At 70.7% G+C, this 14,620-nt stretch carries 13 protein-coding genes; 6 read left to right on the forward strand and 7 right to left on the reverse strand.

All coding sequences use genetic code 11. The features are described 5' to 3' along the window. Window positions 1–36 precede the first annotated feature (36 nt). From FCL41_RS12595 to FCL41_RS12620, 6 genes are read right to left on the reverse strand one after another with little or no spacing between them, the layout of a single operon-like run. Window positions 37–1,425: an Ig-like domain repeat protein gene (locus FCL41_RS12595; protein WP_137067238.1), complete on the reverse strand. Its 1,389-nt coding sequence runs from the start codon at window positions 1,423–1,425 to the stop codon at window positions 37–39. A gap of 31 nt (window positions 1,426–1,456) precedes the next feature. Beyond that, window positions 1,457–2,836, reverse strand: coding sequence for a hypothetical protein (locus FCL41_RS12600; protein WP_137067239.1), 1,380 nt, complete (start codon window positions 2,834–2,836; stop codon window positions 1,457–1,459). Then, window positions 2,823–3,959 carry a hypothetical protein gene (locus FCL41_RS12605; RefSeq protein ID WP_137067240.1) on the reverse strand — a complete coding sequence of 379 codons (1,137 nt, stop codon included), beginning with the start codon at window positions 3,957–3,959 and terminating at the stop codon, window positions 2,823–2,825. Before FCL41_RS12605 ends, FCL41_RS12600 begins: the two co-directional genes overlap by 14 nt. Then, the gene (locus FCL41_RS12610; RefSeq protein WP_137067241.1) at window positions 3,941–4,750 is read right to left on the reverse strand and encodes a heme ABC transporter ATP-binding protein; all 810 of its coding nucleotides are present in this window, start codon (window positions 4,748–4,750) and stop codon (window positions 3,941–3,943) included. The genes FCL41_RS12605 and FCL41_RS12610 overlap by 19 nt, the downstream gene beginning before the upstream one ends. After that, window positions 4,750–5,811: a FecCD family ABC transporter permease gene (locus FCL41_RS12615; RefSeq protein WP_239021635.1), complete on the reverse strand. Its 1,062-nt coding sequence runs from the start codon at window positions 5,809–5,811 to the stop codon at window positions 4,750–4,752. Before FCL41_RS12615 ends, FCL41_RS12610 begins: the two co-directional genes overlap by 1 nt. Continuing rightward, window positions 5,808–6,917 carry a heme/hemin ABC transporter substrate-binding protein gene (locus tag FCL41_RS12620; RefSeq protein ID WP_137067242.1) on the reverse strand — a complete coding sequence of 370 codons (1,110 nt, stop codon included), beginning with the start codon at window positions 6,915–6,917 and terminating at the stop codon, window positions 5,808–5,810. The genes FCL41_RS12615 and FCL41_RS12620 overlap by 4 nt, the downstream gene beginning before the upstream one ends. Window positions 6,918–7,047: 130 nt before the next feature. On the opposite strand from FCL41_RS12620, the gene FCL41_RS12625 reads away from it, so the two are divergent. The 3 genes from FCL41_RS12625 to FCL41_RS12635 all read left to right on the forward strand — a co-directional run bounded on the left by FCL41_RS12625 (window position 7,048) and on the right by FCL41_RS12635 (window position 10,029). Next, window positions 7,048–7,707 (forward strand): biliverdin-producing heme oxygenase, encoded by a 660-nt coding sequence (locus tag FCL41_RS12625; RefSeq protein ID WP_137067243.1) that lies wholly within the window; start codon window positions 7,048–7,050, stop codon window positions 7,705–7,707. Window positions 7,708–7,747: 40 nt separating this feature from the next. Then, window positions 7,748–8,239: a thiol peroxidase gene (gene tpx / locus FCL41_RS12630; RefSeq protein ID WP_137067244.1), complete on the forward strand. Its 492-nt coding sequence runs from the start codon at window positions 7,748–7,750 to the stop codon at window positions 8,237–8,239. Between the two features lie 128 nt (window positions 8,240–8,367). Beyond that, complete coding sequence (locus FCL41_RS12635; protein ID WP_137067245.1) at window positions 8,368–10,029, forward strand: phospho-sugar mutase; 1,662 nt, start codon at window positions 8,368–8,370, stop codon at window positions 10,027–10,029. A 12-nt stretch (window positions 10,030–10,041) separates the two neighbouring features. Here the strand turns inward: FCL41_RS12635 and FCL41_RS12640 are convergent, their stop codons facing one another. After that, window positions 10,042–10,626 (reverse strand): hypothetical protein, encoded by a 585-nt coding sequence (locus FCL41_RS12640; RefSeq protein ID WP_137067246.1) that lies wholly within the window; start codon window positions 10,624–10,626, stop codon window positions 10,042–10,044. Window positions 10,627–10,701: 75 nt separating this feature from the next. On the opposite strand from FCL41_RS12640, the gene deoC reads away from it, so the two are divergent. Genes deoC through FCL41_RS12655 form a run of 3 tightly spaced genes read left to right on the forward strand, consistent with a single transcriptional unit; the run spans window position 10,702 to window position 14,209 of the window. Beyond that, window positions 10,702–11,706, forward strand: coding sequence for a deoxyribose-phosphate aldolase (deoC, locus tag FCL41_RS12645; RefSeq protein ID WP_170970352.1), 1,005 nt, complete (start codon window positions 10,702–10,704; stop codon window positions 11,704–11,706). A gap of 11 nt (window positions 11,707–11,717) precedes the next feature. Then, window positions 11,718–13,181: an aldehyde dehydrogenase family protein gene (locus FCL41_RS12650; protein WP_137067247.1), complete on the forward strand. Its 1,464-nt coding sequence runs from the start codon at window positions 11,718–11,720 to the stop codon at window positions 13,179–13,181. Then, window positions 13,178–14,209, forward strand: coding sequence for an aldehyde dehydrogenase family protein (locus FCL41_RS12655; protein ID WP_138868066.1), 1,032 nt, complete (start codon window positions 13,178–13,180; stop codon window positions 14,207–14,209). The genes FCL41_RS12650 and FCL41_RS12655 overlap by 4 nt, the downstream gene beginning before the upstream one ends. Window positions 14,210–14,620: the final 411 nt, after the last annotated feature.

Below are 14,620 nucleotides of genomic sequence, written 5' to 3' on the forward strand. Positions count from 1 at the left end.
TGTCTCAGGTGCGGTGCCGGCCGGGGCCGGCTCCGGTCACTTCTTGACCCGGAACTTCGCGACCTTCTTGGAGGCCTTCCAGTTCTTGTCCCCCGTGTACTGCGCGGTGACGCGGTACTGGCCCTTCTTCTTGGCCTTGACCAGCTTGACGGTGGCCTTGCCCTGCTTGTTGAGCTTGACCGTGACGGTGCGGGCCTTCTTCTGGCCGGGGATCTTCAGGGTGACCTTCACCTTGCCGGTCGCCTTCGGCTTGCCCGGGACGGTGATGGTGGCCTTGCCGGCCTTCTTGCGGGTCGCCTTCTTGGTGACCTTCAGGTTGACCTTCGAGGCCTTCTTGAGCTTCGACCAGTCGATGTTCACCAAGGTCTTGGTGTCCTGGCTGGCGTTGTCACCACGGACGTGGGCAGCCCAGGTGAAGACCGCGTAGCGCTGGCCGGAGACCAGGTCGCTGGTCTTGGCGTCCAGGCGGACGTCGAACGCGCCGTCCACGATGTCGCCATGGGGAGCACCGTCACCGGGACCACCGATCCAGGCGGCGGCCGCCATCGTCTCGACGCTGTCCCAGTTGGCGTAGTCGATCACGCTGTCAGCCGGGGCCAGGACCGCGTAGACGCCCATGGCGCCTTCGTGGCTGCGGGGGTCGAAGTTGCGGCCCTGCACCCGGACCGTGACGCCCTTCGCCGGGCTCGCCGCGACGACCGAGGCGGTCACGGACGGGGCGGCCTTGACCGCGTTGAAGCTCAGGTCACCGGGGCGCTTGTGGTCGCCGCCGGTGCTGAAGTAGAAGTGGGCCCGGACGCCGCTGGTCAGCTGGCCGAGGAAGTCGGGGTGGAAGGACTTGCCGTCCACCGGACGCGCGGTGTTGGTGATGCCCAGGGCGAGCGCCTGCTCGGAGCCCGCAGCCAGCACACCCTCCCACTTGGGGGTGATGGTGGTGGTGCCACCGGAGACGGTGGAGGCGTCGAACTCGGCCACGGTCACCTCAGCCGGCTCGGTCTGCCCGGCCGGGTTGCCCATCGCGGCAGCGTTGCGCGCCGACACGGTGGCGCGCACCTCGCCGCTGCCGTCTGCGTCGACCTCGACCACGGGGTTCGCCACGGTGACGGCGTAGTACTCGGTGCCACCCATCGCGAACGCACCCTCGACCGACCCTCGGAAGCTGGTGGTGACCACGCCGTCGGCCGCGGTGACGGCCTTGGCCGGGAAGGTGAACCTCTCGGCCGTCTGGTCGAAGGTGGCTCCGCCGGAGAGGGTCCGGTTCGAAAGGTGGCTGACGAACTGCTCGGAGATGTTCCACGTCAGGGCTCCGGTGGCAGGCGCTGCCTGCGCCGGAGCTGCGGCCAGCCCGGCGAACGCGCCGGCGACGAGGGCACCGGCGAGGCCGGCAGCCACGCCGCGGCGCGGGGTGCGCGTGAGCGACTTCATGGTGTTCCTTTCGGTGTGTTGCTGACGGGTGTCAGCGGGGGGTGCGCCCGCGAACGGGCACGAGGAGCAGGAGGGCGGCGGCCAGGAGCAGGGCTCCCCCCACCACCCACGGGGTGTGCGACTGGGTCGCGGAGACGAGGCGTACGTCCTCGGCCTGCGCCGAGGCCACCTGCGGCACCGCGCTGGTGCTGAAGAAGCCCTGCCACGGCGTCTCGCCGGTCAGTGGCGCGGCCACCGGCAAGGTGGCCGGGCCGGAGGAGAGCATGGGGGTGGGCGAGGGCTGCTGCGGAGCCGGCACGACCGGAGGCGCCGGGGTCACCGGGTTGCTGGGCTCGGGCTTCGGCGGGGCCGGCTTCGCCGGGGCGCTGCCCTCGGGCTCGGCGCCCTCCCAGGCGACCTCGATCGGCGTAGGGACCTTGGTCCAGTCCGACTGAAGGCCGGTGGAGTACCAGAACTGGTCGGTACCCATCGGCTCGAGGAAGGTGACGAACTCTTGGGGGAATGAACCCCAGTCGTCGCCCGTGCGCTTCTGCGGGATCGAGCCCTCGACCTGGACGCCGGCGTAGTCGGGCTTCACGACGAGGCCGGCCTCGGTGACGTCGACGCCGCTGAAGGTCACGACCGGCACCTGCTTGCGCGGGACCGGCTTCCACTTGTCGGTGTCGGCGCGGTCGGCGGCCCAGCCGCCCCCGGTGGCGCGGAGCGCGCCCTTGCCGCCCTTGACCTCGAGCACGGGGTCGGTCAGCGTGAAGACGGTGTTGCCGGAGTAGTAGACGACCGTCCAGGTGCCCTTCCAGGCGAGCGTGGCGTTGTCGGCCTCGGCGTCGAGCGTCCCGGTGCCGTCAGTCAGCCGCACACGATGTCCGCTGAACGGGCCGTAGAGGCCGATGCGCTTCTTGTTGGTGGCGTCGGTCCCGAGGCCAGCCCAGGTGGCGGTGCGCCACTGGCCGGAGGCGGTGCGCTTCTGGATGGTGACGTTGCCCTGCGCGGCCTTCCACTTGCCCTTCGGCAGGTGGATGCCGCCGGCGCCGGGGTTGGCCTCTCCCGCCGACATGAAGTTGATCGCCAGCGGGTTGTGCGAGCGGGCGTTGGTCTGCTCACTCATCGACCAGGCGAAGACGGCGTCGTCCACCTCGACCTCGCTCGACTCCTCCGGCTCCTCACTGGGCGTCGGCGTGGGCGTCGGGGTCGGCGTCGGGGTCGGCTCGTCGGTGGGGTCCGCCGTGGGGTCGTCGGTGGGCTCCGGTGCCTCGGTGGGCGTCGGCGTGACGGTCGGCTCCACCGCCGCCACGTCACTCGTGGCGGCCGGAGCGTCGGCCTCGGTGGCCGAGGCCCCCAGCGGCAGCGTCAGCACTCCCGCCGCGGTCAGGAGCCCGGCGGCGGCGAAGGAGGCCAGGTCACGCCTGCGCACGACGACCTCCGGCGCGACGCAGGGCGAAGGCGAGCGCGGCGAGGAAGACCACACCGGCGACGCCGGCGAAGACCCATCCGGCGACCGGCTGCTCCTCGGAGGTCTCCGCGCTGACCGTCTCGAGCGCGGGGTCGGTCTGGACCCCGAACTTCACGCTGAGGTCGCGGCTCGCGCCGAAGGCTCGCAGCTCGTGGGTGCCCGCCTTGGTGGAGGCCGGCAGCTGGATCACGCCGCTGACGCGTCCGTCGGCGCCGACCGTGAAGGGACCGGCAGCCGCCAGCCCGTCGTCGAGGACGACGGTGAACTGCTCGCCGGGGGTCAGCCCCTGGGCGGTGAACGACATCGCCCGGCCGCTGACGGCTGCGGCGTGGTCGACGCCCATCTTGAGGGGGCCACGGCGCTGGGGATTCGTGGTGGTCGGCGCGGAGGCAGGCCCGGCCTCACCGCTGGTGGCCGGCGTCCCGGAAGGGGTGGTGCCCTGCTCGCCCGAGGCGGCCGGCGCCTCCTGGTCTGTGGCGCCGGTGCCGCCCAGGTCGCCGAGGCGGACCGGCGTGAACGTCTCGTTGTTGCCGTTCTGCACGCCATGGGCGCCGACGGTGATCACGCCGCAGGTGACCTTGCGGCAGTCGACCTGGGTGATCTTGCCGTTGCGACCGACGGCCTCGAAGGTCGGGCCGGGGACGACGAGCTTCACCGACCACGCACCGTCGGCCGACATGGTGCCGCCGTTGGCCGACGACGCCGTCGACGACCCCGGGAAGGCGACGTAGCGCTGGAACCCGGCGTTGTTCTTGCTCTCGCTGTCGGGCACGTAGACGTAGTTGACGCCCGACTTCCCGCCCTGGCTGGGCCGCCACTTGCCGTTGACGGTGCCGAACCAGACGTAGATGCCGCCGTGGCCCCCCTTGATCGACTGGAAGCCCTTGCCCCGCACGCTCAGCTCCGTCGAGTAGGTGCGGTCGATGACGGCACCCTTCCCGTCGGCGTCGACGGTGACGTCACCCGCGGCGTGGGCCGGGGCGAGGGTCGCGCCGGTGACGGCCGCGCTCGCGACGAGGGTGGCCAGGACTCCGCGGGCTCCCGCACGACGGACGTACGAACGGATCAACGGACGACGGGACACGACGACTCCTTCGACTCACGGGCGCGCACGGGGACCACGAGCAGGTGCCCGGCGTGGTTGAACACCTCGACGGGGTGCTCGTAGACGCTGCTGAGCAGGTCACTGGTGAGGACTTCGGACGGGGTGCCGCAGGCGCGGACGCGGCCCTTCGCGAGCACGCAGATGCGGTCGGCGTACGCGGCGGCGAGGCTGAGGTCGTGCAGGACGACCACGACGGCCGCGCCACGGGCGGCGCTGCCGCGCGCCTGCTCGAGCACGGACTCCTGGTGCTTGATGTCGAGGGCTGCGGTCGGCTCGTCGAGCAGGTGCACCTCGACGTCCTGGGCCAGCAGCCTCGCGAACGAGACCCGGGCCTGCTCGCCGCCCGACAGCGTCGGCACGACGCGCGAGGTCAGGTGGGTGACGTCGGCGACCTCCATGGCCCAGTCGACGACCTCGTCGTCGCGCTCGGCCCGCTCCGTACGCCGCCACACCGAACGCCCCATCTCCACGACCTCGCGGGCCCGGAAGCCGAACGCGAGGTTGTGGCGCTGGAGCAGGACGGCGCGCTGGCGGGCCAGGGCACTGGCGTGCTGACCCGCGATGGGGACGCCGTTGAGCTCGACCGTGCCCTCGTCGGGGTCGACGTCGCCGGAGAGCAGCGAGAGCAGCGTCGACTTGCCCGCTCCGTTGGGTCCGACCAGGGCAACCACCTCGCCGTGGCGCACCTCGAGGTCGACGCCGTCGAGGATCGCGGCCTCACCGAACGAGAGGCTCACAGAGGCGGCGCGAAGCGCGACGGGGCCGGTCATCAGGCCCACCCCCCTGCTGTCCGACGGGCACGACGCAGCAGCCAGAAGAAGACCGGGCCGCCGATGAGCGAGGTGACCATGCCGATGGGCAGGTCGGCGAAGGCGATCGCGGTGCGGGCCCACAGGTCGGCGAACACCAGCAGCACCGCGCCGCCCAAGGCGCTGGCGGGCACGAGGGCCCGGTGGCCCGGTCCGACGACCATGCGCATGAGGTGGGGAATGATCAGGCCCACGAAGGCGATGATCCCGGCGAACGAGACAGCCGCGGCGGTGAGCACCGCGACCACCACGATCGCGAGGATGCGCAGCTTCTCGACGTCGATCCCGACGTGGCGCGCGGCCTTGTCGCCGAGGGCGAGGAGGTCGAGCTTGCGGGCGATCAGGATCGAGGCGACGATCCCCAGCAGGGCGATCGGCAGGACGATCGCGACCTGCTCGTTGCGGGCACCGTTGAGGCTGCCCATCTGCCAGAAGATGATCTCCTCGCGGGCGGACGTGTCCCCGAGGAACATCAGGAACGCGAGCGCAGCGCCGGCCATGGCGTTGATCGCCACCCCGGTGAGCACCAGCGTGACGACCTCCGTACGCCCGTTGTCACGCGCCAGCAGGTAGACCGCGAACGTGGTCACCAGACCACCGATGAAGGCGGCCAGCGCCACTGTCCACGCACCGAAGGTGGCGAGGTCGAAGACGATCACGGCAGCGGCCGCGACGGCGGCACCGGAGGAGACGCCGACGACGCCGGGCTCGGCGAGCGGGTTGCCGAAGACCCCTTGCATGACCGCACCGGCACAGGCCAGGGCAGCACCGACGAGCGCCGCCATCACCAGACGCGGGAAGCGCACCTGCCAGAGCGTGGCCTCGCCCTGGGGGTGGCTCGGCAGCGCGCCCCAGTCCAGGCCGACCTTGTGCAGCAGCGAGCCGATGACCTCGTTGGCCGGGATCTGGAGCTGCCCGGTGCCTGCGGCGACGACGAGCGCCAGCAGCAGCATGAGGGTCAGCACCCCGAGCACGAGTCGGCGACTCGTCTTCGTCGGGGGAAGGGGCAGGCTCACACTCACGTGAGCGCCTCCGGGGCGATCACGGCGACCGCGAGCGCGTTGAGGACGTCGGCGGTGTTGGGGCCGTACCCCAGGATCAGTGAGTCGTCGATGGTGACGATCCGCTTGTTGCGCCCGGCCGAGGTCTGGGCCAGCGCAGGCAGCTTCTCGAGCAGGCCGTCGACGCCGCCGGTGGACTCCAGCCCACCGGTCATCATGACGACGAGCTCAGGGGCTGCGGCGACCAGTCCCTCGGCGGTGACCGGGCGCATGCCCTTCCACTTGATCTCCTCGGCGACGTCGTAGGCACCGACCGCGTCGATCAGGTCGTCGGCACCCGAGCCCTGGCCGAACATGTAGTAGACGCCGGCGGTGCCGCGGACGTAGAGGAAGACGGTCCGCAGGCGGTCGGTGGGGTCGGCGGGAGCCTTGGCGGCGATCTTCGCGGTGACCTCCTTGACCTCGGCCTCGATCCGGTCAGCCAGGAGCGTGCCGGCCTCGGGCACCCCGAGGGCAGCCGCGGTCATCCGCGTCAGCTCACCGACGTTGCCGAGGTTGCGGTCGGACTCGACCCACACGACCGGGATGCCCGCCTCCTCCATCTGGTGGAGCACGTCGACCGGACCGAGCGTGGTGTCGCTGATGATCACGGTCGGGTCGAGGTCGAGGATCGCCTCGGCGCTCAGGTCGTGCCCCTTCGGGGTGACCAGCGGAAGGTCGGCCGCCTGCTCGAAGCGGGTCGAGGTGTCACGCCCGACGAGACGGTCGCCAAGACCGAGCTCGAAGACGGTGCGCGAGAGGGTGCCGTAGAGGTCGAGGGCCAGCACGCGCGAGGTGTCGGTGACGGTGACCTTGTTTCCCTGGGCGTCGGTCACGACGGCGGGCAGCTCGGGCTCGGGGTCCTCCACGACGGGATCGATGTCCGTCTCGTCGACGAGAGGGCTCACCACGCCCTGGAACTCTCGCGGGTCGGCGGGTGGCTCGACCGACGAGATGTCGGGAGCCACGGACGACCCGGCGGTGCTGCCACCGGCGGAACCGCCGGAGGTGTCGATGCCGCAGGCACTCAGCAGGAGTGCGACAGCGACGAGCGGCACTGCGGCCGACAGGCGACGGGAGGCTGACATCGACTCTCCAAGCGGACGTGAATGGATATAGCATCTATCCCGAGAAGATTACTTAGGGCAGGCTAACAGGACTTAGGCTGACCTAATAAATCGTCAGCACCCCCTACCAAGCCGCTAGTCGAGAGCGATCATGAGCATCACTGAAGCCGCACCCCTCCCGTTGTCCGCCGCCTTCAAGCAGGGCTCCAAGGAGCTGCACGACCAGGCCGAGGCGGCCACCTTCATCGACGACCTGATGAACGGCAAGGTGAACCTCGCCGGCTACGTCAACTACCTCAAGTCGCTGCGCATCGTCTACGCCGCCCTCGAGGAGGTGGCCCGCGACAACGCCAGCGACCCGATCGTGGCCGTCATGCACGACCCTGCGCTCGAGCGCCTCGCCTCCATCGAGGCCGACATCGAGGCCCTGAGCACCGGCGCCCCCGAGGAGAGCCTGTGCCAGCACGAGGCTGCCCAGGCGTACGCCGCGGCCATCCACGCCGCGTCGGGCCACGCGCCCCGCGTCATCGCGCACCACTACACCCGCTACCTGGGTGACCTCTCCGGCGGCCTGGCGATCGGCCGGATCCTCGGCCGGACGTTCGACCTCGAGGACCGAGGCCTGGCGATGTACCACTTCGAGGACATCAAGGCGAAGGTCTACAAGGACGACTACCGCGAGCGCCTCGACAACCTCCCGTTCGACGACGCCCAGCGCGCCGAGGCCGTCACCGAGGTCCAGGCTGCGTTCCGCCACAACCAGGCCGTCTTCGCCGAGCTCGGCAAGAACCTCGCGTCGTACCAGCGCTGAGGGGTGACCCCGTGCCCCCGGGGATGAAAGGATGACGAGCATGGCTACCACCGCATTCAAGGCCAACCCCGTCCACACCGTCGGCGACCTGCCGGCCGTCGGCTCGAAGGCTCCGAACTTCGAGCTCGTCGGCGAAGGTCTCTCGGAGGTGACCAACGACCAGGGCGGCAAGCGTCTCGTGCTCAACATCTTCCCGAGCATCGACACCGGCATCTGCGCCGCGAGCGTCCGGAAGTTCAACGAGATCGCCGCCGACCTCGACGACACCGTCGTGCTCAACGTCTCCGCCGACCTGCCGTTCGCCCAGGCCCGCTTCTGCGGCGCCGAGGGCATCGACAACGTCCTCGTGGGCTCGGCCTTCCGTTCCTCCTTCGGGCAGGACTACGGCGTCACGATGGCCGACGGCCCGATGGCCGGCCTGCTGGCCCGCGCCGTGGTCGTCGTCGAGGCCGACGGCACGGTCAGCTACACGCAGGTGGTCGACGAGATCACCACCGAGCCCGACTACGACGCGGTCCTCGCCGCTCTCTGAATCAGCTCGGCTGCACCACCCGGATTCACCACCTCGTCAGCAGGGCCGGTCCGCACCGCGGACCGGCCCTGTCTGCTTCTCCGGACGCTGGCGTTCACGACCCACAGGGCGCGCGTTAACGTGCCTGCATGAGCCTCGAGACCACCGCGGACCTGCACCAGCTCGCCACCGACTGGATGGCTGACGACCCGGACGAGGCCACCAGGACCGAGCTCGCCACGGTGCTCGCGGCGGCGAAGTCCGGGGACCCCGCCGCCGCAGCCGACCTGGCCGACCGCTTCCGCGGGCCGCTCGAGTTCGGCACCGCTGGCCTGCGCGGCGCCCTGGGCGCCGGCCCCCACCGCATGAACCGGGTCGTCGTGTCACGGGCCGCTGCCGGCCTCGTCGCCCACCTGAAGGCCAACGGGGCCGGGCCGGGCGACTCCGTCGTGATCGGCTACGACGCCCGCCACAACTCCGACGTCTTCGCCCGCGACACCGCCGAGGTCGTCACCGGCGCCGGGTTGCGCGCCCTGCTCCTCCCCCGCCCGCTGCCGACCCCGGTCCTGGCCTTCGCGATCCGTGACCTCGGCAGCGTGGCGGGCGTGATGGTGACGGCCAGCCACAACCCGCCCCAGGACAACGGCTACAAGGTCTACCTCGGCGACGGCAGCCAGATCGTGCCGCCCTCCGACAGCGAGATCGCTGCCCAGATCGCGGCGGTGGGCGCGGTCTCGACCGTCCCCCGCGGTGACGGCGGCGAGGTCGTCGGCGACGACCTCCTGGAGCGCTACCTGCGCTCGGTGGTCGACCTCGTCGGCGACGGCCCGCGCGACCTCTCGATCGTCTACACCCCGCTGCACGGCGTGGGCGGGTCGGCGGTCACTCGTGTGCTCGCCCAGGCCGGCTTCCCCGCCCCGCACGTGGTCGAGGCGCAGGCCGCGCCCGACCCCGACTTCCCGACAGTCGCCTTCCCGAACCCCGAGGAGCCGGGCGCCATGGACCTGGCGATGGCCCTGGCACAGGAGTGCGGCGCCGACCTGGTGGTGGCCAACGACCCCGACGCCGATCGCTGCGCCGCGGCGGTCCCCGGACCCCACGGCTGGCAGATGCTGCGGGGTGACGAGGTCGGGGCACTGCTCGCCCACCACCTGCTCTCACGCGGACGCACCGGCACCTACGCCGCCTCGATCGTGTCGTCCTCCCTGCTGGGCAAGATGGCGGCGACCGCCGGACAGCCGAGCGTGGAGACCCTCACCGGCTTCAAGTGGATCGGGCGCCTGGAGGGTCTCGCCTTCGGGTACGAGGAAGCGCTGGGCTACTGCGTCGACCCGGAACACGTGAAGGACAAGGACGGCGTCTCCGCCCTGCTGATGCTCTGCGAGCTCGCCGCGCACTCAAAGGCCCAGGGACGGAGCCTGGTCGACATCCTCGACGACATCGCCCTCGAGCACGGTCTCCACGCGACCGACCAGCTCTCCGTGCGGTTCTCCGACCTCGCAGGCATCGGAGCCGCCATGGAGCGTCTCCGCTCCACTCCCCCGACCGAGCTCGGGGGCCTCGCCGTCGAGCGCGTCGAGGACCTCTCCCTGGGCAGCGAGGCACTGCCGCCCACCGACGGCCTGCGCTACACCCTGGCCGAAGGAGCCCGCGTGATCGTGCGCCCGAGCGGCACCGAGCCCAAGGTGAAGTGCTACCTCGAGGTCGTCATCCCCGTGGACCCGGAGGACGGTGTGGACGCTGCTCGCATCGCCGCCGCCGGCCGACTCGACGCCATCAAGGGTGACGTACGCCGGGCTGCCGGCCTCTGAGCCCCCAGGCGCTCAGCGGAGGAACGCGCCCACGACGACCAGGAGGGTGACGCCGAGCGCCACGGCCGGCACCACGTCGATGCGTCGCTCGACGGCGCCTTCCTGCCCCGTGCCGCGCGCCCGGGCATCGAGGGCCGCGCGACGCAGTCGTGACTCGACGTGGTCGGCCCAGTGCACCTCTCCCACTCGCGGGGCGCTCCCCTCCTGCTCGCGGCGGCCGGCTCCGGCGGCCTCCCGCACGATCCGGCGACGCGGGTGGCCGATGGCCGCCGTGGCGTAGCGCTTGCCGCCCGCGCTGATCTCCAGGACGTGACGCACCGACACGTCCTCGACAGCGGCGAGCGGGATGCGCGTGGTGCTCAGGCTCTGCCGCAGCACGACGGCATCGCCCTGAAGGAGGACGCGCGGGCGCAGCAGCGTCAGCCAGGCGAAGACCGACGCGACGAGCGCGGCCACCAGCGCCGCCGGCCCGAAGCCGTCGGTGCCGTCCAGCACCCCGAGGACCGCGACGACGACCGCCACCGCGATGACGAACCACCCCACGAACGTGCCGCTGGTCGGAGCGAACGACTCATCGCCCGAAGCGTCGTGGTCCACCGGTCTTCTCGCACTCACGTCTGGTCTCATTCCTTGGATTGCTGCCCCGTGCACGCCCAACCTTATGCTGGTGGGGTGACAGCCATTTCTGCCTCGACGGCGGGCGCAGGTGACGGCACGAGGGACATCTCCGCCGAGTTCGCGGAGACCACCCGGTCCAACGCCTCGCTGACCCGCTTCCTCCACGGACTCCCGGGAGTCGACCAGGTCGGCAACGAGGCCCGCGCCGCAGCGCTGGGCACTCGGTCGATCAAGACCACGGCGAAGGCGCAGGCGATCGACCTCGCCATCCGCATGGTCGACCTCACGACGCTGGAGGGCATGGACACCGCCGGCAAGGTGCGCGCACTGGCCTTCAAGGCGATGCGCCCCGAGCCCGGTGACCCGACCTGTCCGCCCACCGCGGCCGTCTGCGTCTACCCCGACATGGTCGCCACCGCGAAGGAGACCCTGGGCGACAGCGGGGTCAACGTGGCCGCCGTGGCCACGGCCTTCCCCAGTGGTCGCGCCGCACTCGACGTGAAGCTCGCCGACACCGCCGACGCGGTCGAGGCCGGGGCCGACGAGATCGACATGGTCATCGACCGTGGTGCGTTCCTCGAGGGCCGCTACCTCGACGTCCACGACGAGATCGTCGCCGTGCGCGAGGCCTGCCGACGTCCCGACGGCACCGAGGCGCACCTGAAGGTGATCTTCGAGACCGGCGAGCTGCAGACCTACGACAACGTCCGCCGGGCCTCCTGGCTCGCCATGATGGCCGGCGCCCACTTCATCAAGACCTCGACCGGCAAGGTCTCCCCCGCGGCCACCCTGCCCGTCACCCTGGTCATGCTGGAGGCCGTGCGCGACTTCCGAGCTACCACCGGCCACATGGTCGGCGTGAAGCCGGCCGGCGGCATCCGCACCACCAAGGACGCCATCAAGTACCTCGTCATGGTCAACGAGACCTGCGGGCCCGACTGGCTCGATCCGGACTGGTTCCGCTTCGGCGCCTCGTCGTTGCTCAACGACCTCCTGATGCAGCGTACGAAGATGCTCACCGGCCGGTACTCCGGCCCCGACTACGTCACTCTGGACTGAGGGAGCACAGCATGGTCAAGGTTCCCGACAAGGCGTCACCCGGGACGCTCTTCGAGTACGCCCCCGCCCCCGAGTCGCGCGCGATCGTCGACATCGCGCCCTCCTACGGCCACTTCATCGACGGCGCGTTCGTGAGCGGCAGCGGCACGGCGTTCAAGACGATCAACCCGGCGACCGAGGAGGTGCTCGCGGAGGTCTCCGCGGCCACCGACGAGGAGGTCGACACGGCTGTCCGCGCCGCCCGTCGTGCCTACGAGACGGTCTGGTCGCGCATGCCCGGCCGCGAGCGCGCGAAGTACCTCTTCCGCATCGCACGCATCATTCAGGAGCGCGGCCGCGAGCTCGCCGTCCTGGAGACGCTGGACAACGGCAAGCCGATCAAGGAGACCCGCGACTTCGACGTCCCGACGGTCGCCGCGCACTTCTTCTACTACGCGGGCTGGGCCGACAAGCTGGAGTACGCCGTCCCCGGCAGGCCGAACCCGCAGGCCCTCGGCGTCGCGGCCCAGATCATCCCGTGGAACTTCCCCCTGCTGATGCTGGCGTGGAAGATCGCCCCGGCCCTTGCGGCCGGCAACACCGTCGTGCTCAAGCCGGCCGAGACCACTCCGTTGAGCGCCATGCTCTTCGCAGAGATCTGCCAGCAGGCCGACCTGCCCCCGGGCGTCGTCAACATCGTCAACGGAGCTGGCGACACCGGTCGGGCGCTCGTGGCACACCCTGACGTCAACAAGGTCGCCTTCACCGGGTCGACCGAGGTCGGCCGCGCGATCGCGCGCCAGATCGCCGGGACGGACAAGAAGGCGACCCTGGAGCTGGGTGGCAAGGCCGCAAACATCGTCTTCGACGACGCACCTGTCGACCAGGCGGTCGAGGGCATCGTCAACGGCATCTTCTTCAACCAGGGCCACGTCTGCTGCGCCGGCTCGCGCCTGCTGGTGCAGGAGTCGGTCGCCGACGAGGTGCTGGAGCGGCTCAAGCGCCGCATGTCGACGCTGCGCCTGGGCGACCCGCTCGACAAGAACACCGACATCGGCGCGGTGAACTCGGCCGAGCAGCTGGCCAGGATCACCGAGCTGGCGGGAGCCGGCGAGCAGGAGGGGGCCACGCGGTGGGCACCGGCCTGCGACCTGCCGAGCACCGGTTTCTGGTTCCCGCCGACCGTCTTCAGCAACGTGACCCAGGCCCACCGGATCGCCCGTGAGGAGATCTTCGGACCCGTCCTGTCGGTGCTGACCTTCCGCACGCCGACCGAGGCGGTCGAGAAGGCCAACAACACCCCCTACGGCCTCTCCGCCGGCGTCTGGACGGAGAAGGGCTCGCGCATCCTGTGGATGGCCAACCAGCTCCGCGCCGGAGTCGTGTGGGCCAACACCTTCAACAAGTTCGACCCCACGTCGCCGTTCGGTGGCTACAAGGAGTCCGGCTACGGTCGCGAAGGCGGTCGTCACGGCCTGGAGGGATACCTCAAGTGAAGTCCGCAGACACCCCTCGCGCGGGAGTGCGCAAGACCTACAAGCTCTACGTGGGTGGGGCCTTCCCCCGCTCGGAGTCGGGCTACTCCTACGTCGTCAACGACTCGAAGGGCAACTTCGTGGCCAACGCTGCGCTCGCCTCCCGCAAGGATGCCCGTGACGCCGTGGTCGCGGCCCGCAAGGCCTTCGGTGGCTGGTCCTCGCGTACGGCCTACAACCGGGCGCAGATCGTCTACCGCATCGCCGAGGTCCTGGAGGACCGTCGCGCCCAGTTCATCGACCTGGTCCAGCAGGGAGAGGGCCTCACGGCCGCTCGCGCCGGCGCGGTCGTGGACGAGAGCGTCGACCGGCTCGTCTGGTACGCCGGGTGGGCCGACAAGATCACCCAGGTGACCGGCTCCGCGAACCCGGTCGCGGGCCCCTTCTTCAACATCTCCTCCCCCGAGCCCACCGGCGTCGTGGCCATCGCCGCTCCCCAGGAGTCGTCGCTGCTCGGACTGGTCTCGGTGCTCGCCCCGGTCATCGTCACCGGCAACACCGCGGTGCTGCTGAGCTCGTATGCCCGGCCCCTCCCCGCGGTGAACCTGGCCGAGGTCCTGGCCACGAGCGACGTACCGGGGGGAGTCGTCAACATCCTCACCGGTGACTGGCGTGGCCCCCTCCCCTGGCTGGCCTCCCACATGGACGTCAACGCCCTGGACCTCACCGGCGTCGCCGGCGAGCCAGACGCAGCAGCCGACCTCGGGGCCACGGCAGCGGAGAACCTCAAGCGCGTCCTGCGTGCCCCGGCCGCCGAGGAGGACTGGTTCACCGCTCCCGGTATCGAGCGCATGACCACCTTCCTCGAGACGAAGACGGTCTGGCACCCCGGTCGGGATCTGACCCAAGCACGACCAACGCAGAAGGCCCCACCGGATCACCGGTGGGGCCTTTCGTGTCTCCACCCGGTCAGGGGCCGCTCAGCGCAAGATCGATCCACTCCACGTCGTCGGCGTCGTTCAGGTAGAGGGTCACTGCGAAGTCACTGAAGCAGTCCCGGTCGTCGTCGGGGGGACGAATGACCGTCGTTGACAGCGCGGACGACACCTCGGGGGTGACGAAGGTGTTGCACCCGACGCGACGGGGCGGGTGACCCTCGACTGACGGGGTGCCGCTCTCGGCCACTGTGATGAGTGGTGACACCGGACAGTCCCTCTCCCCTCGACCTGCTTCGTGCCTGGCAGACATCCCTCCAATGCCTCGGCCACCCCTGCCCCAGGTGTGAAGGTTCGGATCTTGACACCGCTGATGGAGTAGGTGACTCGGTCTGCCCACGGCACGTCGTCCGGCTCCCCTGACGCGAAGGCGATGAAAGCACCCGATGCCACTTCTTCCGGCCCAGGCGTGGGCGACGGCTGGGCCGTGACGCCGGTGTCACGAACGTCGTGCGCGCATCCCGC

The organism is Nocardioides jishulii, from assembly GCF_006007965.1.
Taxonomy (GTDB): domain Bacteria; phylum Actinomycetota; class Actinomycetes; order Propionibacteriales; family Nocardioidaceae; genus Nocardioides; species Nocardioides jishulii.

Bases quoted from the DNA above. Each gene is read 5' to 3' on its own strand.
- FCL41_RS12595 (WP_137067238.1), bottom strand. From the start codon at position 1,425: ATGAAGTCGCTCACGCGCACCCCGCGCCGCGGCGTGGCTGCCGGCCTC.
- FCL41_RS12610 (WP_137067241.1), bottom strand. From the start codon at position 4,750: ATGACCGGCCCCGTCGCGCTTCGCGCCGCCTCTGTGAGCCTCTCGTTC.
- FCL41_RS12620 (WP_137067242.1), bottom strand. From the start codon at position 6,917: ATGTCAGCCTCCCGTCGCCTGTCGGCCGCAGTGCCGCTCGTCGCTGTC.
- FCL41_RS12625 (WP_137067243.1), top strand. From the start codon at position 7,048: ATGAGCATCACTGAAGCCGCACCCCTCCCGTTGTCCGCCGCCTTCAAG.
- tpx (WP_137067244.1), top strand. From the start codon at position 7,748: ATGGCTACCACCGCATTCAAGGCCAACCCCGTCCACACCGTCGGCGAC.
- FCL41_RS12635 (WP_137067245.1), top strand. From the start codon at position 8,368: ATGAGCCTCGAGACCACCGCGGACCTGCACCAGCTCGCCACCGACTGG.
- FCL41_RS12650 (WP_137067247.1), top strand. From the start codon at position 11,718: ATGGTCAAGGTTCCCGACAAGGCGTCACCCGGGACGCTCTTCGAGTAC.